The organism is [Clostridium] hylemonae DSM 15053, from assembly GCF_008281175.1.
GTDB classification, from domain to species: Bacteria; Bacillota; Clostridia; order Lachnospirales; family Lachnospiraceae; genus Extibacter; species Extibacter hylemonae.
In genome coordinates this window covers 2,981,236-3,004,761 of sequence record NZ_CP036524.1, presented here as the reverse complement: position 1 = coordinate 3,004,761, position 23,526 = coordinate 2,981,236, and the positions used below count along the sequence as shown (strand labels likewise).

Sequence of the window (23,526 nt, the reverse complement as noted above, 5' to 3'; positions counted from 1 at the left end):
CATTCAAATACCGCAGATGAAACGAAAGTTATACTCATTTGCGGTATTTTAAAAAAAATATAAAAAAGGACTTGATTTTTGAAAATTATTTGGTATAATTATATTTGTTCCGTCAAAGAAATGACGAGCTGTATTGCGGATTGGTGTAATGGCAGCACAGCAGACTCTGACTCTGTTAGTAGAGGTTCAAATCCTCTATCCGTAGTTCCTTGGCAGGGGCGCCGGATGCAGTCTGTATAGCATCCGGTAAACTAAACAACGGAGTGTGGCTCAGCTTGGTAGAGCGCTACGTTCGGGACGTAGAGGTCGCGTGTTCGAATCACGTCACTCCGATTTTACCCCCATTTTATGGGGGTTTTCGTTTTTTTAAGAGTTAAAAAATAGGTTGGCTTTGGTAGTTTGGTAATACCGCCGCCGTTTACCTTGTTCTCTCTACATACTGATCTTTTTTTTATTTCCTCTTTGATGTAATAATCTATAATTAACTTAATATGGCCGGCTAATAAACTGTAACGCCATGCGCATCGGTGGAACTATATACGCTTACAACTGCACTTTTTACCCCTGCGCTTTTTATTGAGAAACCTTGGCTGTCATTTGTGATGTAATCCATGAAAAAGTGAGGATTGGGGCCTCTGAAAATTCTTTTGTAAATGGTATTGTAATATTTGTGACGGCAGCTTTTGTCACTGTTGCCGTTATCTTTCCAGAGTCAATTACGGGGAGAGAGTTTAAATTGCTATTTGGCAGTTGCTTTGTTAAAATATAATTAGGTGTTACCATAACGGAATAGGCGGTTTGCCCTCTGACAGAGGGACTGAACCCTCTGATTACATAGAAATCTAAATTGGTTTTATCCAATTGTGAAATCTAGGAAAGGAGGGCGAATGTATGAGTGATTTTGAAATGCTCTCCATCGTACTAATGATTCTTGCAATCATTGTAACGATTCTAGTTGCATACATAAACCATACAAAAAAGTAACCGCCCCGACCAAGGAAAGGTTACTTTTTATATAACTGATTAAATTGGGAAACCGTCTATCGGTAACACCTTTTATAGTTATATATTAACAAGTGTATTGGAAAATGTCAAATTAATCTCTAAAAACAATATACGGATATACAAGATTTCCTTTCTGACAGTTTAGGTCGCTTGCTTATATTTGTTGTTGGTCGGGATTTGGTCGGGATTCAACCCCTCCCCACTTACAAAGCCTGTTATATTCAGTGATTCGAGATAGAACAGGCTTGAAAATTAGTATCACTATAAATTATAAAATCGGTAGATTGGAGTTTGAGGAGGATCAATAGTTTGGATAAAAAAGATTCAGTCAAAAAGTATACAACGATGTATATGAGCCTTGGGATGTGCTTTGGCGTATCCATTGGCTTAGTATTCGGACAGATCATCTATACTGATAATATGTCTATGGGACTGTGTTTTGGAATCCCGTTAGGTATGTGCATCGGTATGGCGGTCGGTTCTGCGAAGGATAAAAGACTTTCTGAAAATATGATGAAAGTAAGCAGGATCGAAACAATAAAAGATTCATCAGATATAGTGATATATGCCATAGACAAGAATGGGGCAGAAAAAGAGTATAGAGTTACCGAGACGAAAATGAAAGAGGAAAAGTTCTCAGTTGACGACCGGATTGCCGAAGAAACAGATGGTTTTCCGGTGTCCTTAGAAAACAAATAAAGCCATATCAAAGTTTCATGAGATTTGCTTTAAATCTATGGAGGTGCGGGAAATGATAGAATATGAAGTAAATGACCAGAAGCTTAATGCCTCAGTTTTTATCTCTTTCGTAAACAGAGTGTGGCCCGGGGATTATGATGTGGATAAAACGCAGGCGGCATTATCAAAAACGCTGAATATATCTGCTTATGATGATAAAATGCTTGTGGGCTGTCTACGTGTTCTTACAGATGGCTATTATTTTGGAACAATTACGGAACTGCTCGTTCTTCCTGAGTATCAGAAACAGGGAATCGGCAGCAGTCTTCTCCAGCTTGCCAGAAAAAATACCCCAACTATGCTGTATTTTGGCGCACAGCCCGGAGCAGAGGAGTTTTATGAAAAAAATGGGTGCCAAAAGGGCTTACAGTCCTACATAATAGCGAAGAAAAGATAGTTGTTATAATTCTGCTATACAGATATGGCAGTAATTGTGGGAATGTTAAAATATTTTAAAAATAAGGTTGAATTATATTTTAAATCATAATATCCTCTGTTTATACGGAGGGGAAAGCAATGGACGATCTATTATATGAAATGATCTTCAAACGCAGATCATTTCACGTATTCAGAGGCGCTGAAGGCGAAGCGATAACATTAGAGGAGTTACAGCACATTCAGAAAAAATTCAAACAATTCATACCGCTCGATAAGGATATCAAGATCGACATGCAGATATGTTCCGCCGGGCATACGACATGTAAGCGAGGACAGGAATATTGTTTACTGCTGTATAGTGAGAAAAAGGACAATTATCTGCAGAATATCGGATATGTGGGGGAACAGCTTGATCTGTACCTTGCCTCCCTGAATATCGGGGCGCTCTGGTTCGGCATAGGAAAAGCAGATGAACCGGAAAAAGATAACATGGAATTTGTTATCATGATCGCGGTCCAAAAAGTGCGGGAGAACAAGTTCAGAAAAGACATGTTTAAAAGTAAGAGAAAACCGGTGGAGGAGATCTGGGACGGGCCGTATATAGGGAATGCTGCCGGCATCGCAAGGTTTGCGCCCAGCGCCTGCAATACGCAGCCGTGGCTGGTGGAAAACCGCGAAGGGTGTCTCTTAGTGTTCAGATACAGGAAGCCCGGCAGGCGGGGGATCATGCCCGCTCATAAGGTGACATACTACAACCGGATCGATATGGGGATCTTTCTTTTGTTCCTGGAATTATGTCTCCGCCATGAGAAGATACAATTTGAAAGAGAATTGTTTTATGATGAAGGCGGGGAAGAGAGAGAGACACTGACGGCAAAATATAAATACCTCAAAGCATAGACAGGATGCTTTGAGGTATTTTTCAGCTGCGGCATAAAACAGCCGGGCGGGTGCGGCCCGGCTGCGCCGCGTTAAAGTCCGCTCTCCACATACATGGCGTGTATGTCATCCTGATAAATATCGAGCTGTGCCCTGCTTGGGAATGACAGCTGTGTTCCCTGCTGTGTGACGCTCAGACCGGCGGCGTAAGCCGCAAAGCAGATGCTGTATGGAAGATCGTTCCCCTCTCCGAGAGAAACGGCCAGAGCGCTGATGAAGCAGTTGGCGGCTCCGGTCGTATCTACGGGTGAGAAAGGCGCGGCAGGGAAGAAATGACTGTATTCGGAGCTTTTTAAATAACAGCCTTTAGCTCCCATAGTTACGATGATCGTATTTTTACAGAGCTTAAATAGTTCTTCTGCCTTTTCCGGAATTGTCTCAGGACCGGGGACGAGCTGCTCCAGTTCGGTTTCGTTCGGCACAAGATAATCTATTTTACTCAGCAGCGTCCGTTCTATCTTGCTCGTGGTAGCCGGTTTGAGGAATATTTTCACATTAAGCTTCTTACAGCGCTTGATGGCATAGGCGACGACCTCTGGGGACAATTCGGTGGAAATGAGGCAATAGTCTGTGTTGGTGAGAAGGTGCGTACATTTGTTGAGCTGCTCTACATCAAAAAAAGCGTTGGCGCCAGGATAAGAAATGACACAGCTGTTGCTGCCGTCCGGCACGGTGATAAAAGCTTTTCCGGTGGAGGTGGAATTGTCAATATAGATACCTTCGGTCTTGATGTTGTAAGAAGACAGCGTATCAGAGATGATGTGTCCTTCTGAATCATCACCGAGCCTTCCTATGGCATACACAAACCCCCCCAGTTTCCCGGCGCCGATCGCCTGATTGATCCCTTTTCCTCCGGGGGTGCTGAATATATTATTTGAGATAATAAGCTCGCCGGGGGACGGGATCTTGTCCGTACTTATGATAGTATCCATATTCATATTTCCTATGACCGCTATTTTCGTACGGCTTGCACCCGGGAGGGCGAGGCTGTCCCCCTTGTGGATGACAGGCTCCACGGTAAGTGATCTGGGCAGCTCCGCGTGAGTTTCGATCAGGTCCAAAATAGTTCTCGTTGCCAGACGTCCGAGTGTGTCATAAGGCAGTTCCACAGAGGTGACGGGCGGATACAGTATTTGGGCCAGTTCATTCGTCTCGCCGCACACGATGGAGACCTCGTCAGGTATGGAAATATTCATCTCGTGTAAAAAGGTATAGGCGCTGGCGGCGAGCACGGCGTTCTGGCAGAACAGCGCAGTGATATCCTGTTCAAATAACTGCTCATATGTGGCATGTGTATTGTGTGCGTCGGATTTGCAGGAAATGACCAAAGTGTCGTCGCGCGGCAGCGAATTTTCAAATAAGGCGCGCAGATAGCCGTCTTTTGCCGCGCCGCTGTTGTCAGAAGCGGAGTCAAGCACGCAGCCGATGCGGGAATGTCCGTGGTTTATAAGAAGCTTAACCGCGGCATACGCTATGGAGGAATAGTCGCAGCGTATGCTTATCTTGTTGGTGACCGGTTCCTGGTTTAAAAAGACAGTAGGGATGCCGGAACTGTTCCCCTTGTTAAAGGCTTCGATATAACGCTCGTCAATGGCGTGGAAAATGATGCCCTCAACGCGCTTTGAGCGAAGCACATTCAGCTGCCGGGCCATGGAAAAGTCCGAGGTATCCAGCGTGCAGAGCAGTAAACTGTATCCGCTGACGGCCAGATGCTGTTCCAGCGTCGTGATGAGCTTTCTTTTTATGAGCGAAGGGTGAATGACAAGCGCTACAGTAAAGCTCTTCCCGGCCTGTGTCTCTCTTATATTGGAATAAGGGGTATAATTATATTCTTTGATAACGGCGAGCACCCTCTCGCGGGTCGCTTCGCTTATATCACGGTCTTTCTGGTTCAGTACCTTGGAAACAGTTGAGACAGATACGTTTGCGGCGGCTGCAATATCCCTTATATTCATTTCATCACACCTCCATAACTTAATGTCTTTTACTAAGTATCTCATTGCAAAATAAAAAAGTCAACAAAGATAAACGCGTTTCGTAAATAGTTTCGGAACGCTTTATTTATATACGGAAAATGGCAGATTATTCCTGCTGACACGGATTTGTAAAGAAGATAAAATGAAAATATATAGTAGATATGCACAAAAAACATATGACATATTTGGTAAAACAACTATATTGCACAAATTGTAATGTAGGTATATAATGTGCTTACAAGTTGTTTAGTAAACATATTTCGTAACGGAGGAAACGAAAAGATGGACAGAATGAAAAAAGTAACTGATGAACTAAAAAAGGCTGGGGCAGATCTGGCCGTATTGATTTCCCCGTCAAACGTCACCTATGCGGGAGATTATGAAGTGCCATACTGGCCGGCCTTTATGGGAGATATGTGCAGAGGTCTTCCGATGGCGGCAGCCTGTATTGGCGCAGAGTCCGGCGTTCTCTGGAATGTAATATCTGATTTTTACAAAAGCAGACTGGAAAGGGCTGGAAAGAAACAAGTTATCTGTTATCCTTCGTTTTCGCATATAGAGCGTCATGATCCGGCGCAAAATTTCAAAAAAGCTCTTCTTGATGCAGTGCGCCGGTGTATCGGAACTGCCGGGCGCATTACGGTCGGGGTAGAGGAGGAACATTGTCCGCAAGTTGTCCTTGAGATACTGAGGGAAGCTTATCCGGATGCAGCATTTGTCAACATCAGCGGTTCCATGGAACGCGCAAGGTACATAAAGACTCCCGAGGAGATAGCGCTGCTTGAGAGAGCGGCCCGGGTCGCAGACGCGGCTCAGGAACGGCTGTATGAGATCTCAAGAAAGGAGGGAGATTATACGGAGCTGGATATCTGGTTTGAGGTTCAGAAAGCGGTGTCCGGGGAAAACAAAAGCCTTACTCCTTTTGTGGGGGAACTCGTGAGCGGACCGCGGGCGGGTCTCAGTGATTATCCGCTCGGCCCCTCAGACAGAAAAGTAGAGCGGGGGGATATTGCCATCATGGATATCAGTCCGAGAGTAGAAGGATACTGGGCCGACTGTTCCAACGCGGTCGTCTTCTGGGAGGAACCGGATGAAGAACAGAGGCGTTACTTTTCAGCGGTGAAAGACGTATATGACATTGGCAGAGAGGCGGTTTACCCGGGCGTAACCTTCAGAGAAGTCAATTTGAAAATGGAAGAAGCCTATAAGAAGAACGGATTTCGCATGTGCAGCTATCAGGGGCATCAGATAGGAGCCAGCGTGAATGAAAAACCAAGGTTTACGTATCACGATAACGCGGTCCTGGAAGAAAATATGGTTGTGTGCATAGAGCCCCAGCTTTACACAGGCCCTTCCGGGAAGACAGGGGTCAGGCTGGAACGGATGCTTCATGTCACAAAGGACGGGGCGAGAGAACTAAACCATTTCAGATGGGGCATGTAAAACAGCAATTGATAAGCGCAAGCTTTCAATGATACACAAACTGTCATGATATATGGCAGGAATAAGAAAAAAGAAAGGGAGAAAAAGAATGAAGAAAAAATTAGTAAGCATTTTGCTTTGCGCAGCGTTGGTCGGTACTATGCTGATGGGATGCCAGAGCAATCAGGAGACCTCGTCGGACAGTGGAAAAGAAGAGGCGGCCAAGGTGGACACAAGTGAGGATATGACGAGCCTCGTAAAAAAAGAAGGAAAGAAATATAAGATCGCGCTGAGCAACTCCTACATGGGCAACGACTGGCGCCAGCAGATGGAACGGATCGTTGAGTATACGGCAGAGCAGGAGCCGTACAAGAGCAGATGTGAACTTAAGATCGTTAACTGTGAGAACTCACCGGAAGATCAGGCAGCGTCCATCGACGCGCTCGTGAAAGAAGGGTATGATGCCATTCTCGTTGATCCTGCTTCTGAGACAGCGCTCAATCAGGCATTAAAACGTGCCACAGACGCCGGGATCGAAGTGATCCTGTTTGACCAGCCGGCCTCAGAGGAGTCGGCCTACCACATTACCATCGATGCGGTAAAGGCATATAAGGTTATGGCAAAATGGCTTGCCGAAGCTGTCGGAGGAAAGGGCAATGTTGTGTTAGATCAGGGCCTGCCGGGGGCGGCCGTGTCTGAGCAGGAATATAATGCGGCAAAAGAGATATTTGACAGTTACCCGGACATGAAGATCGTATCTGACTTTATCAGCAATTACGCGGAGGCGGACGGAGAGGCGGCATTGTCAAGCGTCATAGCTGCCAACTCAGACATTGATGTCGTTGTCACGCAGGGATATATGACTTCTGTGACAAACGCATTTAAAAAGGCGGGTATTGATAAGATACCGGCGTCCTGCGGAGGCGGATACAATGGTAATCTGCTCACATGCCTTGAAAATGACAGCCAGGGGATCATCCACGTATACATACCGGGGATCAGCGCGATCGCTCTGAATTATGCGATCAGGATCCTGGACGGAGAGGAGATCGACAAGAACATCTCCATCGACCCGGCCTATGTTGCTACATCTAATGAATTTGATATGGGTGAATTCTCAGACGTGGCGATAGAAGTGGCAGAGGACGGCGTCAACTGCTTCAGCGACCAGCCGGATAATCTGCAGTGGCCGGTAGTTCCGGGGAACTTCGGAGTAGAGATACCGATGGATGTCGTGTTGGGTAAATAACAGATAGATCATGCAGATGGTGCAGAGGCAGAGTACCTTTGCACCGTTTGTGTCAGAATATAAGGCAGCGCCGGTCATAGCCGTGCATGCCATTACGGCCGGTACCGGGGAAAGAGGAGAACAATATGGCAGATTTTGAGATGAGAAATATCACCAAGTCTTTTCCGGGTGTGAAAGCGCTGGACAACGCTGGATTTGAGGCGGATAAAGGTGAGATCGTAGCACTTCTCGGAGAAAACGGGGCAGGAAAAAGTACATTGATAAAGGTGCTGTGCGGGGAACATAAAGCAGACAGCGGAGAGATATATTTTGAGGGAAAACGACTGGAGATACACGGCACGAAAAGTGCCATAAAACAGGGAATATGCGCTGTATACCAGGAACTCAGCCTCATTCCCGACCTGACGGTGGCAGAGAATCTCTTTTTAGGAGTATATGAAACTTCAGCGTCAAAAAGAGTGTCATATCAGGAACTGGAGAAGAAAACAATCGAGTTATTTCATAGATATGAGGCGGATGTGATAGATCCGTGGGCGAAGGTCAGCACACTGCCGCTTCCCAAGCGGCAGATGCTTGAAATATTGAAAGCATTATCAAAGGACGGGAAGATCATTATTTTTGACGAGGCTACTTCCGCGTTGTCGGACGGACAGGCAGCCTGGCTTATGAACATCATCCGGAAGCTGGCGGAGGAAGGTAAAATAATTATATTTATATCCCACCGTCTGGATGAAATAAAATCATTGTGCACAAAAGTGATCGTGTACCGTTCAGGTACAGACGTGGCCGATCTGCCCATGGAGAAAGCAGATTCAGACCAGCTGGTCACATTGATGCTCGGGCGGGAGATCGGCGGTTACTATCCGAAGAAGGAATGCTTTACAAAAGATGAGATTCTTGTGTCCATGAAAAATGTATCGAGCGGGCATAAGCTCAAAGAGATCGACCTGGATGTCAGGGCAGGGGAGATCCTGGGAGTCGGCGGACTTGCGGGACAGGGACAGGCAGAATTATTTATGGCCCTGTTCGGTCTCATAAAAACAACAGGCGCGATCAGCATAAAAGGGAGAGAGGTGCACTTAAAAAATCCGAAGGCATGTATCCGGGAAGGGATCGCGCTCATACCCGAGGACCGCGGCCTGCAGGGCCTTGTTCTGGCTCAGAGCATACGCGAGAATATCGTAATGGCGGCGCTTGACCGCGTTGTAAAAGGAATCTTTATCTCGGAACGGAAAGAAAAAGAAATCGTGGATGAGATGATGAAAACATTTGCCATAAAAGCAGAAAGCCCGGAGACGCTTGCAGGTACCTTAAGCGGAGGAAACCAGCAGAAAGTCGTGCTCGGCAAGCAGCTGGCAACAAAGCCGGATATACTGCTCATGTTCGATATCACGAGAGGTGTGGACGTGGGAACGAAAAAAGAGATGTTCAACGTGATCAAGCAGTACGCAAGAGAAGGGAAAGGGATACTTTTTTATTCTACAGATATGGAAGAACTCGTAAATGTATGCAACAGCATAGTAGTAATGAACCAGGGCAAAATTGCAGGAAGGATAGACCGGGAATTGATCTCCAGAGAGAATATTCTGCGGGTATCCGTCGGCGAGAAAGCAAACTAGAGGGCGGAGGTAGAGGAAATGAGCGTAATCAAACATAAGAAATATAAGAAAAACCCTGCATTGGTATCCGTACTTCTGTTTTTCTTTCTGGCGGCGCTGACCTGTATATTACAGACAGAGGCAATGAGCGTAGACTGGATCAGCCTGAAGGCAGAGGCATCCATGACATTGATCCTCGCGGCTGTCGGGGAGACGATGGTGCTGCTGATCGGCGGGATCGATCTGTCGATAGCGGGGGTGATAAGCCTGACAAACAGCTTTTCGGCTATTTATATGCTGGACTCCGGCGTATCGATCATAACGGTCAGTATCCTGTGTATACTCATAGGACTGTCCGTCGGCCTCTTCAACGGGTTCGTGATCCAGAAGTTTCAAGTACAGCCTTTCATCGTAACGTTCTCTACGTGGTTTATCTGCGGGGGCATCGCCTATCTCGTACTGCCCAAGGACGGAGGTAAGCCGCCGGCAAGCTTTGCCGACGCCATGGTGACCAAAATAGGGGGGAAGGTCTCGGTCGCAGTTCTCTTTATACTTCTCCTCGCAGCGGCGTGGTTTTACTTTAAAAAGACAAGGCTTGGCATTTATGTCTATGCGGTGGGAAGCAATGATAAAGCGGCATCACTGAACGGGATCAATGTATTCCGGGTGAAATTATTTGCCTATGCGGCTTCCGGTGTATTTGCGGCTCTTGCGGGCGTATACAGGACCGCGGTAGTCACGTCGGGGTCACCTACCGCGGGTGAGTCGTTTTTTAACCAGGCGATCGCGGCTTCAGTTATTGGCGGTACGCTGCTGACGGGAGGAAAAGGCGGGGTGATCGGAACCATATTTGGCGCGCTTGTATTGAAGATGATCGCGGACATCCTTGTATTTGCAGGGGTATCTTCTTACTGGTCCACATTATTCCAGGGACTTCTTCTGATCATTGCGGTGCTCATATCTACAGTGTCAGAAATCGTGAAGGACAGAAAGGAGATGCTTGCATAATGAAATTAAAGGTACAAAGACATCAGACATTGATCATAAGCTATCTGACCGCACTTGTTTTATTCGCTGCAATTTCAGTCTACAAGCCGGGATTTGCAAGTATCGATCATATCCGGGTGCTCTGTTCCGAAGCCGCGATAATCGGCGTTGTGGCTATAGGACAGACCTTTGTCATCATAACCGGGGGAATTGATCTTTCCGTCGCATGGATGGTCGGCATCGCTGCTATCATGATAACAAATGTGACAAAAGGGCTGGATGAAAGTCTGGCATGGGCGGTTCCGTTTATTTTGGTTCTGACTACATGCTTCGGCCTTGTAAATGGAATCTGTATCGCTTATCTGAATATGCCTCCGATCGTCATGACTCTTGGAATGAACACGGTCCTGCAGGGAGGTCTGGTGGCGGTGACACAGGGCGCTCCGGGCGGAGCCGCACCGGCATTTATCAAAAAGATGGGGCAGAGCAGCTTTCTGGGGATACCGTACTTGATCATAATATGGGCGGTACTCGCTGCAGTTGTGACAGTGCTGCTTTTTAAAATGAAATACGGCAGGGAATTGTTTGCGGTAGGAAATAATGCCACTGTGGCGGCTTATTCAGGAATCAACGTGCGGAGGGTGACATTGACGGCATATGCGGTCAGCGGCCTGACCGCGGGAATTGCCGGCATGCTGCTGGCAGGAAAAGTAGGGCAGTCGTATCTTGGGATCGGAGACAATTTTCAGTTTCAGTCCATTGCGGCGGTTGCCATCGGAGGTACATCTTTGATGGGAGGAAACGGGAATTATCTCGGGACAGTGGCCGGCGCGTTTACCATCACGATCATTCTGGGGATTCTGGCAGCTTTGAATCTGCCCTTTGGCGTACAGAAAATGGCATATGGCATCGTCGTATTGGCATCGGTTCTCATGTCTGTGAGAAAAGGATTAAGAAAGTAAGGAAGGCAGGATAAAGAAATGAAGAAATTATATGGTGTAACAGCAGCAATGGTGACCCCGTTTAAAGAAAGCGGGGAGGTGGATTACGACGGAGTGAGGCAGCTTACCGGCATGCTTATTGACAAAGGGGTCAACTGTCTTTATCCATGTGGGACTACAGGCGAAATGTTCCGGTTAAGCCTTGAAGAAAGAGAAAAGATCGCTGAGACGATCATACAGACAGCCGCGGGGAGAGTCACTGTTTTTATACACTGCGGCGCCATGAACGAGCAGGATACGATACGGCTTCTCGGACATGCCGAGAAGGCGGGAGCCGACGGTGCAGGGATCGTGACACCGGCGTTTTTCGGGGCGACAGACAGAGAGCTTGAGGAATACTATGTGACAGCGGCGCAAAGTGTCAGCGATTCCTTTCCGATCTACCTGTACAATATACCACAGTGTTCCGCAAATGATATATCGAGAGAGACGGCAGAGAAAATCACAGCACGCTGTGAAAATATAATAGGCATCAAGTATAGCTTTGCGGATATCAACCGTACCGTCGATTACCTGAATCTGAAAGACGGCAGTTTCTCAGTGCTCCACGGATGTGACAGGGCGTTTACAAGTATGCTGGCATTGGGATGCGACGGAACGGTATCCGGCATCGCAGGCGTCTTTCCGGAACCGTTTGTCCGGGTGTATAAAGCGTTCTGTGAAGGAGATCTTGAGACGGCGAAAAAGCTCCAGAAAATATGTGTAAAATATTGTGATGCCCTCAAATGCGGGAGCAATATGTCTTATTTTAAAGAAGGCCTGAAGATGCGGGGAATCAGCGCGGGAGTCATGAGAAAGCCTCAGCTCGATATTGAAGAAGCAGAGATCGAAAGGCTGAGAAAAGAGCTTAAGAAGATCAGCCGTGAGGCAGGGGTCGAGATCGACACAACGGCTTAGGAGAAAGGAAGAGCAGGGATGGGTAAAATATTGATTACGGCGTCACATTATGAAGAATTGTGCAAAGGGGCAAAGCAGCTGCTGGAAGAAAGCGGGCACGAACTGATCATCAACAAAAGTGATATGCCCTATTATACATATGAACAGATCGCACAAGTGATAGGCGATGTGGACGGGGCGATCATCGGACTGGACGACTGGACCGAGGAAATATATAAGATCGCCCCCAAGTTAAAGGTGATAGCGAAGTTTGGCGTCGGGACAGATAATATAGACAAAATAAAGGCCAGGGAATACGGAATCAAAGTGATCAATGCGCCGGGCCAGAATTCCAACGCGGTAGCAGAACTGACGGTAGGACTGATGATCGGAGTCCTGCGCGGGCTCATACCGCTGCATAAGAAAATGGAAAACGGTGAGTGGGTGCGCCGTGTCGGATACGAGATAAAGGGGAAAACAATAGGGCTGCTCGGGTTTGGAGCGATCGCCCGTCTGGTGGCGGAAAAGCTGATGAACTTCGGTGCGGAAGTGATCGCCAGTGATCTGTATCCGGATGCCGAGCTGGCCTCCAGGTGCAATGTAACAATGGTGTCTCAGAAAGAAGTAATGACAAAGTCAGATCTGGTAAGCATTCATATTCCGGCCACCGGGGAGACACACCATCTGTTCGATGACGCTGCGTTTCGTATGATGAAAAAAGGGGCGTATCTCATCAACTGTGCCAGAGGTTCCATTATAGATACCGGTGCGCTCTGCCGCGCCTTAAAAGACGGCAGGATCGCAGGGGCGGCTCTGGACGCCTTCGAGGCGGAGCCGCTCATGAAGGACGCAGAGATACTGAAGTGCGGAAATGTCATATGCACGCCTCACACCGGGGCGGAGACGTACGAAGCCTACACAAATGTGAGCATGTGCACCGCACAGGGAGTGATCGATGTACTGGAAGGCAGAGAACCGCAGTTTTGTACAAACCGATAAGGAGAAGCAGAGATGAAAAAAATAATCAATCAGCCGGAAGATTACATAAAAGAAATGCTGGAAGGAATCTATACCGCCCATTCTGACAAGCTTGCCTACGTGGAAGATGATATGCACTGCCTTGTGAAACGGAAGAGAAAACAAGGCAAGGTGGGGATCGCTACCGGAGGAGGTTCCGGCCACCTGCCGCTTTTTCTCGGGTATGTGGGGGAAGGGATGGCAGACGGATGTTCGGTAGGCGATGTGTTCCAGTCGCCGGGCGCGAACCAGATGCTCGCCGTCACAAGAGCTGTCGATACAGGCGCGGGTGTGCTTTATATCTACGGCAACTATAATGGGGATATATTCAACTTTGATATGGCGGCTGAGATGGCTGACTTCGAGCATGATATAAGAGTGGAGAGCGTGATCGCGGGAGAGGATGTGGCGTCAGCCGCGCCTTCAAAGCCGGGAGAAAAAAGCACGAGACGCGGTGTTGCCGGCATTTTCTTTGTGTATAAATGTGCCGGGGCGGCGGCTGAGGCTATGCTTCCGCTCGATGAAGTAAAGCGGATAGCACAGAAGGCGGCAGACAATGTAAGGACGATGGGAGTCGCGCTCACACCGTGCACAGTGCCGAGAGTCGGAAGACCTGGTTTTCACATAGCAGATGATGAGATGGAGATCGGAATGGGGATTCACGGGGAGACCGGAATAAGAAGAGGCAGGCTGGAGACAGCGGATAAGATCACGGAAGAGATGCTCGGGAAAATAATAGAGGACCTCCCCTATGTAGAGGGAGATGAGGTCGCGGTACTGGTCAACGGTCTCGGCGCGACACCTCTGGACGAACAGTATATCGTTGTCCGCAGAGCAGACGCGCTGCTGAAAGAGAAAGGGCTTAAGGTACACCGTTATTATGTGGGGGAATATGCGACATCTCTGGAGATGGCGGGAGTTTCTGTCAGCCTGCTGAAAGTGGACGAAGAATTGAAGAAATACATTGACGCGCCGGCTGACACTCCGTTTTTTATACAGAAATAGAGGATCTGGATTATGAATAAAAATGAATTGGTAAATTTTTTAAGGCAGCTTAAGAATACAATGGAAGACAACAGGGAATATCTGATCGGGCTGGACAGCATTGTCGGGGACGGCGATCTGGGACTGACGATGAGCGATGGTTTCAGGGCGGCCTATGAGGCTGTAAAAGATTTGGAAGAGACTGATGCCGGCAGAATGTGTTATACTGCGGGAAAAGTCATGGCTGAGAAAGTGCCGTCTACGATGGGGACTCTGATGGCGTCAGGTCTCATAGAAGCAGGTAAAGAGCTGCGGGACACAGAAGAAATGAAAGACGCGGCGTGGATCATATTTTTCAAAGCATACGAGACAGGCGTCTGCAAAAGAGGACATGCAAAGGTCGGAGATAAGACATTTCTGGATGCGTTCCATCCTGCCTGCGAGGTTTTGGAATCGCAGCTGGATCAGGGCGCGCCGCTTGAGGAAGCCGCCCGGAAGGCGTCCGCGGCAGCTGAGAAAGGCTTCCATGCTACAGCCGCGCTCACGGCAGTTCACGGAAGGGCGGCCGCGCACAGAGAAAGATCCGGACAGACGGAAGACGCAGGGGCGGCAGTTGCAATGCTCATGGTAAGAGCTTTTGCGGACAGCATGACCGCTTCATAGTAACGGTGCGTTCAAATCGGGCATATGGGCCGGCTGGTATATTCCAGCCGGTTTTTGCCGTGCAAAAAAATGGAAGCGAGTATGCTTTCCTTTAAAACATAGAAAATATCATTTAAGACAGAAAAACCGACATTTCAAACGAAAGCTATTGATAGATCGCGGAATTCTTATATTATATATGTATAAGAAACAGCTGCCCGGCCGGGAGACGAGAGTATGAGAAAATGAGAAAAGAGGAATGAAAGTGGAAAAGAAAAAGAAAATATCAATATCCCTCACGACACAGATATTGATCGCAACGATCGGCGGTATCATATTTGGTGCAGTTGTCGGTCCGTGGGCGTCAAATATTAAATTTATCGGCGATATATTCATACGTCTGATCCAGATGTCCGTCATCCTTCTTGTCATGTCCGCCGTGGCGGCGGCCGTAGGAAGCGGAGACGGACAGGATGTCGGGAAGATGGGCTTTCATACATTCAAATGGATCATCCTGTTTACAATAATTTCGGCCAGCCTTGGCATCGCGTTGTCCATGCTGATCCAGCCGGGCGTCGGCATACAGATCGCAAATGCGGAAGATATCGCAAATGCGGCCGTAGAATCCACATCCCTCCAGGATACGGTCTTAGGTTTTGTCTCTACGAATATCATCGGTTCTATGGCAGACAGCGCGATGGTACCGTGTATTGTCTTTGCGTTATTTTTCGGTGTGGCCATGGGGGCCTACACACGCCAGAGCGGGAACCGCAACATGGCAGACTGGGTGACAGGACTGAACGCGATCATAACAAATATTATCAAGACTGTTATGCACATCGCGCCTGTCGGCATCTTCTGCCTGCTCGCAGACGTTGCCGGATCCACCGGATTTAAAGTCATCATCCCGATGCTCAAGTTCCTCGGTGTGCTCTTGATCGGAGATATCGTACAGTTCCTCATCTACGGTCCGCTCACCGCCACCCTCTGTAAAGTGAATCCGGCCAGAATGCCGAAGAAATTCGCGAAAATGTCTATGATGGCTGTCACGACCACATCCGGAGCCATCTGTCTTCCGACAAAGATGGAGGACGCGGTCACAAAGTTTGGAGTAAGCCGCAAGGTGGCCGATTTCACAGGCCCGATCACAATGTCCATGAACAGCTGCGGAGCCGCCATGTGTTATGTCGTCGCCATATTCTTTATGGCACAGTCTACAGGCGTGGATCTGACGGTCTATCAGATGGGTATGGCGATATTGCTCTCCTGCCTTATGTGCATGGGGACGATAGTTGTGCCGGGCGGTTCGGTGATCGTATTCACGTTCCTCGCGTCTTCGCTTGGACTGCCGCTTGAGAGCATTGCCATACTGATCGGCATCGACTGGTTCTCAGGCATGTTCAGGACACTGATGAACGTTGATGTGGACGTCATGGTCGGCATGCTCGTTGCGAGCAAACTGGGCGAACTTGACAGAGACGTGTACAACGGAGTAAAGGAAGTTACATATTAAATATTTGTTTTAAATAAATTTGACGGACGCAGAAAAAATCATACAAAGCTTTTGCAGGCCCCCGGCATATCCTTGCGATAGGCCGGGGGCCTGTGTTATCATAGAAATACATGAAGAAGCGCCAAAAAAGGCGCGGAAAGCGGGCCGGGCAGGCCGGAAAGAGAGCGTTGCATATGCAGACAGACAATCTGATCTTTCAGCTCATACTGAATATAGGGCTTCTGGTACTTGTCGCGAATCTGCTGTCCAAGCTGAAGATCATCCAGAATATTATTCAGCAGGAGCGCCGCAGTTTTAAGAGTCAGGTGCTTCTGGCCCTTGTGTTCGGAGGCATTATCGTACTCTCGACATATACAGGCATTGATATCGGTTCATACAGTCTGAATACCCGGGTGATCGGCGCCATGACTTCAGGCATACTCGGAGGTCCCATCGTAGGCCTGTATGCATCTTTTATCGGGGCTGTGTATGTTTATTTTTTCTCGGAACCTCAGATGTTTGCCATGGCGTCGGCATTTTCCACTGTATTGTTCGGTCTCCTCGGAGGCGGATTTTATCCGTATTTTCAGAGGGGGAAATGGAAATACAGGGATCTGTTTCTGCTCGCCTGTTTTGCGGAATTCTGTGACATGATAGCCCTTCTAAGGCTTGCGAGTCCTTTTGCCGATGCGCTCAATACGGTGCTGGAGATAGCGGTTCCCATGATCGTGCTGAACTCCATTGGAATACTGATATTTATATCCAGCTTTAACAACGTCTTTATCCAGCAGGATATTGAGAGCAGCCGGCAGCTGCAGCAGGCTTCGGAGCTTACGCAGAAGTGCCTGCCCCTTTTGCGCCACGGGATAAGCAAAGGAGAAAACATGCATGAGCTGGCCTCCGTGATATTGAGTGAGACAGACTGGATGGGGGTCATGATCACAGACAGGACCGCCATTCTGGAGTGGCAGCAGGAAGGGGAGGAGTTTCAGCCCGGGGATCTGACGAGTATTCCAAGGGTCGGTAAAAACGCAATGCAGACTGGCAGCCTGTCCACAATGTACAACGTGCCGAGAAGCAGCTCCTGGTATGAGTGGATGAAAGAATATTCCATGATCGCGGCACCGTTTGTCATTAAGGGCAAATCCGTCGGCTGTCTTATCGTATGGATGAAAAAGCGGTGGGTGTTCCGCAAAAGTGAGCTTGAACTTTTGCAGCACCTAGTAACACTCGGGTCTTTCCAGATCGCCATGGCTGAGCTGGAACACCAGGAGATCATGCGGCAGCAGGCAGAGCTCAAGGCGCTGCAGTTTCAGGTAAATCCTCATTTTCTTTTCAATGCGCTCAATACGATATCGTGCGTGTGCAGGGAGGACGCACAGCGGGCCAGGGAGCTGCTCGTGATCCTCGCCAATTACTTCCGGTATAATCTGGACGGCAGCGCCGGCATGGTGCCGATGGGAGAGGAGATCAGCCATGTGAAGGATTACCTCGAGCTGGAAAAAGGAAGATTTGAGGACAAGCTGATCGTGACGTATGATGTGCCCAGGAAGATGGACATATTGATCCCTACCCTCATTCTGCAGCCGGTAGTGGAAAATGCCGTGAAGTACGGTATCAACCGGGAAGGGAAGCGGATCGTAAATATAAGTGTAAAAGAGATGGAAGAGGAATTTATAGTGCGTATCAGCGACAAGGGAAAGGGGTTCCCGGCAGAGGTGGCGGATATGCTCGAAAAGGGAGACACTGTCGGCAGGAGCATCGGCCTTAGTAATGTGTATAAGAGAATGAAAAGTACATACGGTGAGGACGGCAGGATCAAAATATCGAGTTCAGGAGACGGAAGCTGTGTTGAGCTTTGTTTCAAGAAAGGAAGATAAGAATGGCGATAAGGATTGCGGTTATTGATGACGAAAGGCCGGCGAGAAGTGAACTTCGGCACCAGCTCGGGGAACTCGTGCCGGAAGCGGTGATAGAGGAAGGCGACTGCGGCGCGGCGGCGCTGGAGCTTGCCGGTTCGGGCCGGTTTGATCTGTTCTTTCTCGATATCAATCTGGGAGATATAAATGGTACGGTCCTCGTGAACGCGCTGAAAAATATGCAGCAGGACGCAAAGATCATCTTTGTCACTGCGTATTCGGAATATGCGGTAAAGGCATTTGAGCTTGGTGTGGACGACTATATTTTGAAGCCCTTTGACAGAGGGCGGCTTAAAAAAGTGCTGGAAAGAGTCCGGCCGTCTGCGCCCCGGGAAACGGAAAAAGTGAATCTTAGGAAGATTGCCATAAGTAATGACGGCAAGACGATATTTGAGGACATCGGCAATATCGTATACATTGAGACGCACAACAGAGGCTGTATCATCCATGCCGGAGAAAGTGATTACTTTGACGGAAAAAGCATCGGAGAGTTTGAGAAGCGGCTCGAGGGGGAGCGCTTTTTCCGGTGTCATAAGAGCTATCTCATCAACCTGGACAAAGTAAGAGAAGTATTTCCGTGGGGGAACAACAGTCTTGGACTTAAGATGCAGGGGTTTGAGGAGGATATCCTGTCGGTCGGGCGTGAGAAGACGAAGGTGCTGCGCCAGCTGCTCGGCTGGTAGGCAGGGCGGAGAGTGAGCTGACAGGCGCATCGTAAGCTTAGATATATTGATATGAAAGACAAGAGGTGAATGGTATGGAATTTATTACAGCACGTTATGAACATGTAGACAGAATGTGTGAGATAACCGGTATGGCGAAGAGACAGCTTAAGGATCTGGGCCTTGACCAGTGGCAGAAAGGATATCCGTCCAGGGACGTGTGGCTTGATGATATAAGAATCGGATGTACTTTTCTGGCAGTGGAGGGTGAAGAGATCCTCGGCATCTTTGCGTTTCAGAAAGATCCCGACCCGTCTTATGCGGTCATCGACGGCAGCTGGCTGACGGACGGGCCGTATGCATCCATGCACAGGGTATGCGTTTCCGACGAGTGCAAAGGAAAAGGAGTGGCGGGGAAGATGTTTGCGCATGGATTCAGGCTTGCCCGGGAGGCCGGGCTTTCGTCGGTGCGGATCGACACACATCCGGGCAATATTCCGATGCAGCGTGCGCTTGAGAAGGCTGGGTTTGTAAAGTGCGGCAGTATCGTGCTGGCGGAAGGATGCGAGGCCGGAGATGACCGGATCGCATTTGAGAGGATGATTTAATAATGAACACTGTCATTTGTGCGGTGATAAGAGTTGGAAGGAGCGAACATGTTAAAGGCAGTATTTGTTGATTACACAGGCACCATTATCAAAGAGGAGGGGCCGGATATCCGGGAGGTGATCAGGAGAACCTACGAAAACAGTGATATAGAAAGCCCGCAGGCCATGGTGGCCTACTGGTGGAGACTGCTGAACGAATATGAGGAAAAGAGTTTTGGAAACAGCTATATGTCAGAGGATGATATCGTGGAGGAACTTTTGAAAATATGCGAAAAAGAGATCCACCTGAAAGAGAATCCAAAAGAGCTGCACGCAGCGTTCCAGCGCTTCTGGATGTATGCCCCGGCATATGAAGACACGGCGGCATTTTTTAAAGAGTGTCCTCTTCCTATCTATATTATAAGTAATAACGCGGGCAAATATATCGAGGAAAGTATGAGGGATAAAGACCTGCATCCGGCCGGCATCATAAGCAGTGATATGGTGAGGGCATATAAGCCTCACAGGGCAGTGTTTGAAAAAGCGCTGGAGGTCAGCGGGTGCAGCGCGGATGAAGTGATCCATATCGGAGATTCTGTTTCTTCCGACGTGGAGGGAGCGAAAGCGGCCAATATACAGCCTGTTCTCGTAGACCGCGGGGGAAAAAGCAGCCTGGAAGGAGTCTTGACGGTAAAGTCTCTGACGGATATAATTCCTCTCATAAATGCATGGCCTGCTGATCGTGGGCAGTACAATAAATAAAACAAGTCTTTGAGGCAGCAGGCGGAGCCGGAGTGATCATTCACGGCTCCGCCTTTTCATTGACTTATATACGGCAGGAAGAATATAATGTAAATATAAAGAAGCAACGATCCGACAACCATGGAGGGAAGCGTTATGATCACAGATAGAATAGAAAAAATCAGACAGAATTATGTCAATGCCAAACCGGCGATCTCGTACGAGCGGGCTTACCTGTGGACGGAGTCCCACAAGAAGACCGAAGGCATGCATGTGGCTGTGAGAAGAGCCCAGGCATTCTATGACACGTGCGACAAGCTTACCGTACATATCTTTGACGGAGAACTTATCGTAGGCGCGGTCGGTGAGTTCCGCAAATGCGGCATCCTGACCCCGGAGTTCTCCTGGCTCTGGGTCGATAAGGAGATGGACGGATTTGATAAAAGGCCGCAGGATCCGTATGTGATGACTGACGAGCAGAGAGCGTTCGTCCGGGAGAAGATTTTTCCCTATTGGAAGGATAAATCGCTTGAGGAAGCTTTTCTGGCAAGAGTACCGGAAGAAACGTACAAGATCGGCGTAGATACCGGCGTTATCGATAATGATTCCAAATGGAGACAGGCGGTCGGCGAGGTTACGCCGGATTATCAGGACGTACTTTTTGTCAAAGGCTTCGGAGGTATCATACGAGAAGCGCGGGAAAAGATGGCCGAACTTGATGAGACTGTGCCGGAAGATATGGATAAGATCACTTTCTATCAGTCGGTCATCCTCACTTCCGAAGGTATCATACGCTTCGCCAACAGATACGCCGATGAGGCCGAACGGATGGCCGGGGAACAGAAAGATGAGAAAAGAAAAGAGGAACTGCTTGGCATTGCCGCGAACTGCCGGAGGGTGCCGGAATTTCCGCCGGAGACTTTTTATGAGGCGATACAGTTCGTGTGGTTTACGCAGATCGGGGGCATTCTGTCTGAGAATCCCCTTTCCCTGAATCCGGGCCGCTTTGACCAGTATATGAACCCGTACTATGAGGCAGATAAGGCAAAGGGCATTTTGACGGAGGATACGGCGCAGGAACTGATCGAGGCGCTCTGGCTGAAATATTCGGAGTGGGTGTGGACGATATCCGCCAACACGGCAGATTACTTTGCGGGATACAATCAGTTCCAGAACCTGACTGTGGGAGGAAAGACGAGAGAGGGGCTGGATGCCACGAACGACATCACGTATATGGCCCTGAAAGCGACGGAGGAAGTAAAGACGCATCAGCCCGGGCTGAGTGTCCGGATCCACGCGGACTGTCCGCAGGAATTTCTCGGCGCGGTGACGCATCTTGTGAGCAAAGGGACAGGGTTTCCGGCTATTCACAACGACAGTGTCGGATACCAGATGCTCCTGAACGCCGGATATGAGCCGGATGATGCGCGGGACTGGAACAACTGCGGCTGCGTCGTTCCGCATTACCGTAAGACCGGAGAGTGGACAGCGGCTGTGAATGTGAACTTTGGCTGTGCGCTCGAATATGCGCTGAATGAAGGAAAGAGCCGGATGACCGGGGAGAAGATGGGACTTTCGGAAAAGCCGTGCAGAGAATTCGCTTCATATGAAGAAGTAAAGGAAGCATTTTTCAGGCAGTTTGAGAATCTTTGCCGGCATTCCATCATCGCTACGGTGACGGCCCAGAAGCTGCATCAGGAGATGGTGCCGAGGCCGTTTTTGTCTTCCTGTATCGAGGCGTGCATGGAAAATGGAAAGGATCTGAGTAACGGCGGCGCAAAATATAACGTAGGGCCGGTGATCACGGGAATTGGCCTGGCCGTTGTGGCAAATTCACTGGCTGTCATAAAAAAGCTCATATTTGAAGACAAAGTGGCGACTATGGAGGAACTTGACAAGGCGCTGGCTGCCGACTGGGAAGGATATGAGGAACTCAGGAAAAAGGCGCAGGACGTTCCGAAGTATGGAAATGACGATGATTATGTCGATAAGATAGCGATTGAGATTGCCAATTGGTATTACCGGGAGATCCACCAGTATAAGGATGTGTTCGGTTCTCCGTTTAACACGGCATTTATGGGGATCTCCAATTATATACCTATGGGGCGCGTGCTCGGCGCCACCCCGTGCGGAAGAAAGAACGGGGAGCCGTCGAGTGAAGGCGTGTCGCCTTACGTCGGGAGCGATACATCCACACCGCTGGCGGCCATGCGCTCTGCGGCAAAGGTCAACCAGGAGATACATTCCGGCGGTACGCTTCTTAACTTAAGGCTCAATCATGACCTGGTGGCGACAAAGAGGGGGCAGGCGAATCTCGGCGCGATGATCCAGTCGTTCTTTGCGCTCGGCGCGTTTCATGTACAGTTTAATACGCTGTCTTCCAAGATACTGCGGGATGCCCAGGCAAGGCCGCAGGAGTATAAAGATCTTCTTGTCAGAGTGGCGGGTTACAGCACGCAGTTTGTCAATCTGTCCAGATCGATGCAGGATGCCATCATCGCGAGGACGGAGCATGCGGAATTTTAAAAAAGGTCTGTGGAGGGATGTCGATATGTCCGGCGGCTACGTGATGAATATACAGAACTTTTCCGTCAATGACGGGGAAGGGATACGGACGAACATATTTCTGGCGGGCTGTCCGCTCGCCTGTGCCTGGTGCTCAAACCCGGAAGGACAGTCGCTTCACAATGCCATGACGTCCTGCATGACAGTGGAGGAAGTGGTGGATAAGGTGAAAAAGCAGATGATATTTTACCGGATATCCGGCGGCGGAGTGACCTTCTCGGGCGGAGAGGCCACTGTGCAGCAGGAGTTTCTGCGCCGGCTTTCTTATCGTCTGTATGACATGGGTATTTCCCTTGCCATAGAGACGTGCGGGCAGTTTGAATATGAAGTTGTGAAAGATATTTTCGGAAAGATGGACCTGATATTTTACGATATCAAGCATATGGACGACCGGAAGCACAGGGCGTTTACCGGTGTGTCAAATGAGAAGATACTCTCTAACGTGCCGAAGGTGGCCGGCCTTGGCGTTCCGATGGTGGTGAGAATACCCGTAATCCATGGAGTGAACACCGGGGACGGCAATCTAGAAAGCACTTTTGAATTCATAAAGAGGGAAGCGCCGCGGGCCAGGCTGGAGCTGCTGCCTTATCACACTTACGGGGCAGGAAAATATGAAGAGCTTGGCCTTTTGCCTCCCCCGGATTCTTTTAAAACACCGGGTGACGATGAGATAGAGGCGTGGTACGAAATGGCGCGCACGTACGGGATAGACAGTATATCATATAAATAGGTGAAAGACGTGTACAGA

21 protein-coding genes and 2 tRNA genes are annotated in these 23,526 nt (G+C 48.9%); 22 read left to right on the top strand and 1 reads right to left on the bottom strand.

Features of this window, described 5'->3' with window-relative positions; translation table 11 throughout:
- The first annotated feature begins 134 nt into the window (after window positions 1-134).
- The 5 genes from LAJLEIBI_RS13995 to LAJLEIBI_RS13975 all read left to right on the top strand — a co-directional run bounded on the left by LAJLEIBI_RS13995 (window position 135) and on the right by LAJLEIBI_RS13975 (window position 3,021).
- A tRNA-Gln gene (locus LAJLEIBI_RS13995) sits at window positions 135-205 on the top strand.
- A 54-nt stretch (window positions 206-259) separates the two neighbouring features.
- Window positions 260-333, top strand: a tRNA-Pro gene (locus LAJLEIBI_RS13990).
- Window positions 334-1,314: 981 nt separating this feature from the next.
- Window positions 1,315-1,704 carry a glycine zipper domain-containing protein gene (locus LAJLEIBI_RS13985; protein ID WP_227054660.1) on the top strand — a complete coding sequence of 130 codons (390 nt, stop codon included), beginning with the start codon at window positions 1,315-1,317 and terminating at the stop codon, window positions 1,702-1,704.
- Between the two features lie 55 nt (window positions 1,705-1,759).
- Window positions 1,760-2,140, top strand: coding sequence for a GNAT family N-acetyltransferase (locus LAJLEIBI_RS13980; protein WP_040435484.1), 381 nt, complete (start codon window positions 1,760-1,762; stop codon window positions 2,138-2,140).
- Window positions 2,141-2,259: 119 nt separating this feature from the next.
- Window positions 2,260-3,021 (top strand): nitroreductase family protein, encoded by a 762-nt coding sequence (locus LAJLEIBI_RS13975; RefSeq protein ID WP_006442772.1) that lies wholly within the window; start codon window positions 2,260-2,262, stop codon window positions 3,019-3,021.
- A gap of 71 nt (window positions 3,022-3,092) precedes the next feature.
- Here the strand turns inward: LAJLEIBI_RS13975 and LAJLEIBI_RS13970 are convergent, their stop codons facing one another.
- Entirely contained in the window at window positions 3,093-5,015 is a 1,923-nt protein-coding gene (locus tag LAJLEIBI_RS13970) for a PfkB family carbohydrate kinase (RefSeq protein WP_050765494.1), read from the bottom strand.
- 303 nt (window positions 5,016-5,318) lie between these two features.
- On the opposite strand from LAJLEIBI_RS13970, the gene LAJLEIBI_RS13965 reads away from it, so the two are divergent.
- The 17 genes from LAJLEIBI_RS13965 to LAJLEIBI_RS13890 all read left to right on the top strand — a co-directional run bounded on the left by LAJLEIBI_RS13965 (window position 5,319) and on the right by LAJLEIBI_RS13890 (window position 23,508).
- Entirely contained in the window at window positions 5,319-6,479 is a 1,161-nt protein-coding gene (locus tag LAJLEIBI_RS13965) for a M24 family metallopeptidase (protein WP_006442767.1), read from the top strand.
- An 88-nt stretch (window positions 6,480-6,567) separates the two neighbouring features.
- The gene (locus LAJLEIBI_RS13960; protein ID WP_040434906.1) at window positions 6,568-7,707 is read left to right on the top strand and encodes a sugar ABC transporter substrate-binding protein; all 1,140 of its coding nucleotides are present in this window, start codon (window positions 6,568-6,570) and stop codon (window positions 7,705-7,707) included.
- Between the two features lie 10 nt (window positions 7,708-7,717).
- Window positions 7,718-7,846, top strand: a complete 129-nt coding sequence (locus LAJLEIBI_RS18715; protein WP_264466337.1) for a hypothetical protein — start codon at window positions 7,718-7,720, stop codon at window positions 7,844-7,846.
- A complete protein-coding gene (locus LAJLEIBI_RS13955) occupies window positions 7,833-9,326 on the top strand; it encodes a sugar ABC transporter ATP-binding protein (RefSeq protein WP_170254067.1) in 1,494 nt (497 codons plus the stop codon). The genes LAJLEIBI_RS18715 and LAJLEIBI_RS13955 overlap by 14 nt, the downstream gene beginning before the upstream one ends.
- An 18-nt stretch (window positions 9,327-9,344) precedes the next feature.
- Window positions 9,345-10,313 carry an ABC transporter permease gene (locus LAJLEIBI_RS13950; RefSeq protein ID WP_006442763.1) on the top strand — a complete coding sequence of 323 codons (969 nt, stop codon included), beginning with the start codon at window positions 9,345-9,347 and terminating at the stop codon, window positions 10,311-10,313.
- Entirely contained in the window at window positions 10,313-11,254 is a 942-nt protein-coding gene (locus LAJLEIBI_RS13945) for an ABC transporter permease (protein WP_006442762.1), read from the top strand. The genes LAJLEIBI_RS13950 and LAJLEIBI_RS13945 overlap by 1 nt, the downstream gene beginning before the upstream one ends.
- Before the next feature lie 18 nt (window positions 11,255-11,272).
- The gene (locus LAJLEIBI_RS13940; RefSeq protein ID WP_006442761.1) at window positions 11,273-12,190 is read left to right on the top strand and encodes a dihydrodipicolinate synthase family protein; all 918 of its coding nucleotides are present in this window, start codon (window positions 11,273-11,275) and stop codon (window positions 12,188-12,190) included.
- A gap of 18 nt (window positions 12,191-12,208) precedes the next feature.
- Window positions 12,209-13,168, top strand: a complete 960-nt coding sequence (locus LAJLEIBI_RS13935) for a phosphoglycerate dehydrogenase (RefSeq protein ID WP_006442760.1) — start codon at window positions 12,209-12,211, stop codon at window positions 13,166-13,168.
- 12 nt (window positions 13,169-13,180) lie between these two features.
- Window positions 13,181-14,191, top strand: a complete 1,011-nt coding sequence (locus LAJLEIBI_RS13930) for a dihydroxyacetone kinase subunit DhaK (RefSeq protein ID WP_006442759.1) — start codon at window positions 13,181-13,183, stop codon at window positions 14,189-14,191.
- A gap of 12 nt (window positions 14,192-14,203) precedes the next feature.
- Window positions 14,204-14,833 carry a dihydroxyacetone kinase family protein gene (locus tag LAJLEIBI_RS13925; RefSeq protein ID WP_006442758.1) on the top strand — a complete coding sequence of 210 codons (630 nt, stop codon included), beginning with the start codon at window positions 14,204-14,206 and terminating at the stop codon, window positions 14,831-14,833.
- A 244-nt stretch (window positions 14,834-15,077) separates the two neighbouring features.
- On the top strand, window positions 15,078-16,325 hold the full coding sequence (locus LAJLEIBI_RS13920) for a dicarboxylate/amino acid:cation symporter (RefSeq protein WP_040435479.1): 1,248 nt from the start codon (window positions 15,078-15,080) through the stop codon (window positions 16,323-16,325).
- Window positions 16,326-16,498: 173 nt separating this feature from the next.
- The gene (locus tag LAJLEIBI_RS13915; RefSeq protein ID WP_040435478.1) at window positions 16,499-18,184 is read left to right on the top strand and encodes a LytS/YhcK type 5TM receptor domain-containing protein; all 1,686 of its coding nucleotides are present in this window, start codon (window positions 16,499-16,501) and stop codon (window positions 18,182-18,184) included.
- A gap of 8 nt (window positions 18,185-18,192) precedes the next feature.
- A complete protein-coding gene (locus LAJLEIBI_RS13910; RefSeq protein ID WP_040435476.1) occupies window positions 18,193-18,906 on the top strand; it encodes a LytR/AlgR family response regulator transcription factor in 714 nt (237 codons plus the stop codon).
- A gap of 74 nt (window positions 18,907-18,980) precedes the next feature.
- Window positions 18,981-19,493, top strand: coding sequence for a GNAT family N-acetyltransferase (locus LAJLEIBI_RS13905; RefSeq protein ID WP_006442753.1), 513 nt, complete (start codon window positions 18,981-18,983; stop codon window positions 19,491-19,493).
- 48 nt (window positions 19,494-19,541) lie between these two features.
- Window positions 19,542-20,234, top strand: a complete 693-nt coding sequence (locus tag LAJLEIBI_RS13900) for an HAD family hydrolase (protein ID WP_006442752.1) — start codon at window positions 19,542-19,544, stop codon at window positions 20,232-20,234.
- 135 nt (window positions 20,235-20,369) lie between these two features.
- Window positions 20,370-22,739 (top strand): glycyl radical protein, encoded by a 2,370-nt coding sequence (locus LAJLEIBI_RS13895; RefSeq protein WP_040434904.1) that lies wholly within the window; start codon window positions 20,370-20,372, stop codon window positions 22,737-22,739.
- Complete coding sequence (locus LAJLEIBI_RS13890; RefSeq protein WP_006442750.1) at window positions 22,726-23,508, top strand: glycyl-radical enzyme activating protein; 783 nt, start codon at window positions 22,726-22,728, stop codon at window positions 23,506-23,508. Before LAJLEIBI_RS13895 ends, LAJLEIBI_RS13890 begins: the two co-directional genes overlap by 14 nt.
- Window positions 23,509-23,526 lie beyond the last annotated feature (18 nt).

Excerpts from the sequence above, each read along its gene's own strand:
- LAJLEIBI_RS13975 (WP_006442772.1), top strand. The coding sequence starts at position 2,260 with ATGGACGATCTATTATATGAAATGATCTTCAAACGCAGATCATTTCAC.
- LAJLEIBI_RS13970 (WP_050765494.1), bottom strand. The coding sequence starts at position 5,015 with ATGAATATAAGGGATATTGCAGCCGCCGCAAACGTATCTGTCTCAACT.
- LAJLEIBI_RS13965 (WP_006442767.1), top strand. The coding sequence starts at position 5,319 with ATGGACAGAATGAAAAAAGTAACTGATGAACTAAAAAAGGCTGGGGCA.
- LAJLEIBI_RS13960 (WP_040434906.1), top strand. The coding sequence starts at position 6,568 with ATGAAGAAAAAATTAGTAAGCATTTTGCTTTGCGCAGCGTTGGTCGGT.
- LAJLEIBI_RS18715 (WP_264466337.1), top strand. The coding sequence starts at position 7,718 with ATGCAGATGGTGCAGAGGCAGAGTACCTTTGCACCGTTTGTGTCAGAA.
- LAJLEIBI_RS13955 (WP_170254067.1), top strand. The coding sequence starts at position 7,833 with ATGGCAGATTTTGAGATGAGAAATATCACCAAGTCTTTTCCGGGTGTG.
- LAJLEIBI_RS13950 (WP_006442763.1), top strand. The coding sequence starts at position 9,345 with ATGAGCGTAATCAAACATAAGAAATATAAGAAAAACCCTGCATTGGTA.
- LAJLEIBI_RS13945 (WP_006442762.1), top strand. The coding sequence starts at position 10,313 with ATGAAATTAAAGGTACAAAGACATCAGACATTGATCATAAGCTATCTG.
- LAJLEIBI_RS13940 (WP_006442761.1), top strand. The coding sequence starts at position 11,273 with ATGAAGAAATTATATGGTGTAACAGCAGCAATGGTGACCCCGTTTAAA.
- LAJLEIBI_RS13935 (WP_006442760.1), top strand. The coding sequence starts at position 12,209 with ATGGGTAAAATATTGATTACGGCGTCACATTATGAAGAATTGTGCAAA.
- LAJLEIBI_RS13930 (WP_006442759.1), top strand. The coding sequence starts at position 13,181 with ATGAAAAAAATAATCAATCAGCCGGAAGATTACATAAAAGAAATGCTG.
- LAJLEIBI_RS13925 (WP_006442758.1), top strand. The coding sequence starts at position 14,204 with ATGAATAAAAATGAATTGGTAAATTTTTTAAGGCAGCTTAAGAATACA.
- LAJLEIBI_RS13915 (WP_040435478.1), top strand. The coding sequence starts at position 16,499 with ATGCAGACAGACAATCTGATCTTTCAGCTCATACTGAATATAGGGCTT.
- LAJLEIBI_RS13905 (WP_006442753.1), top strand. The coding sequence starts at position 18,981 with ATGGAATTTATTACAGCACGTTATGAACATGTAGACAGAATGTGTGAG.
- LAJLEIBI_RS13900 (WP_006442752.1), top strand. The coding sequence starts at position 19,542 with ATGTTAAAGGCAGTATTTGTTGATTACACAGGCACCATTATCAAAGAG.
- LAJLEIBI_RS13895 (WP_040434904.1), top strand. The coding sequence starts at position 20,370 with ATGATCACAGATAGAATAGAAAAAATCAGACAGAATTATGTCAATGCC.
- LAJLEIBI_RS13890 (WP_006442750.1), top strand. The coding sequence starts at position 22,726 with ATGCGGAATTTTAAAAAAGGTCTGTGGAGGGATGTCGATATGTCCGGC.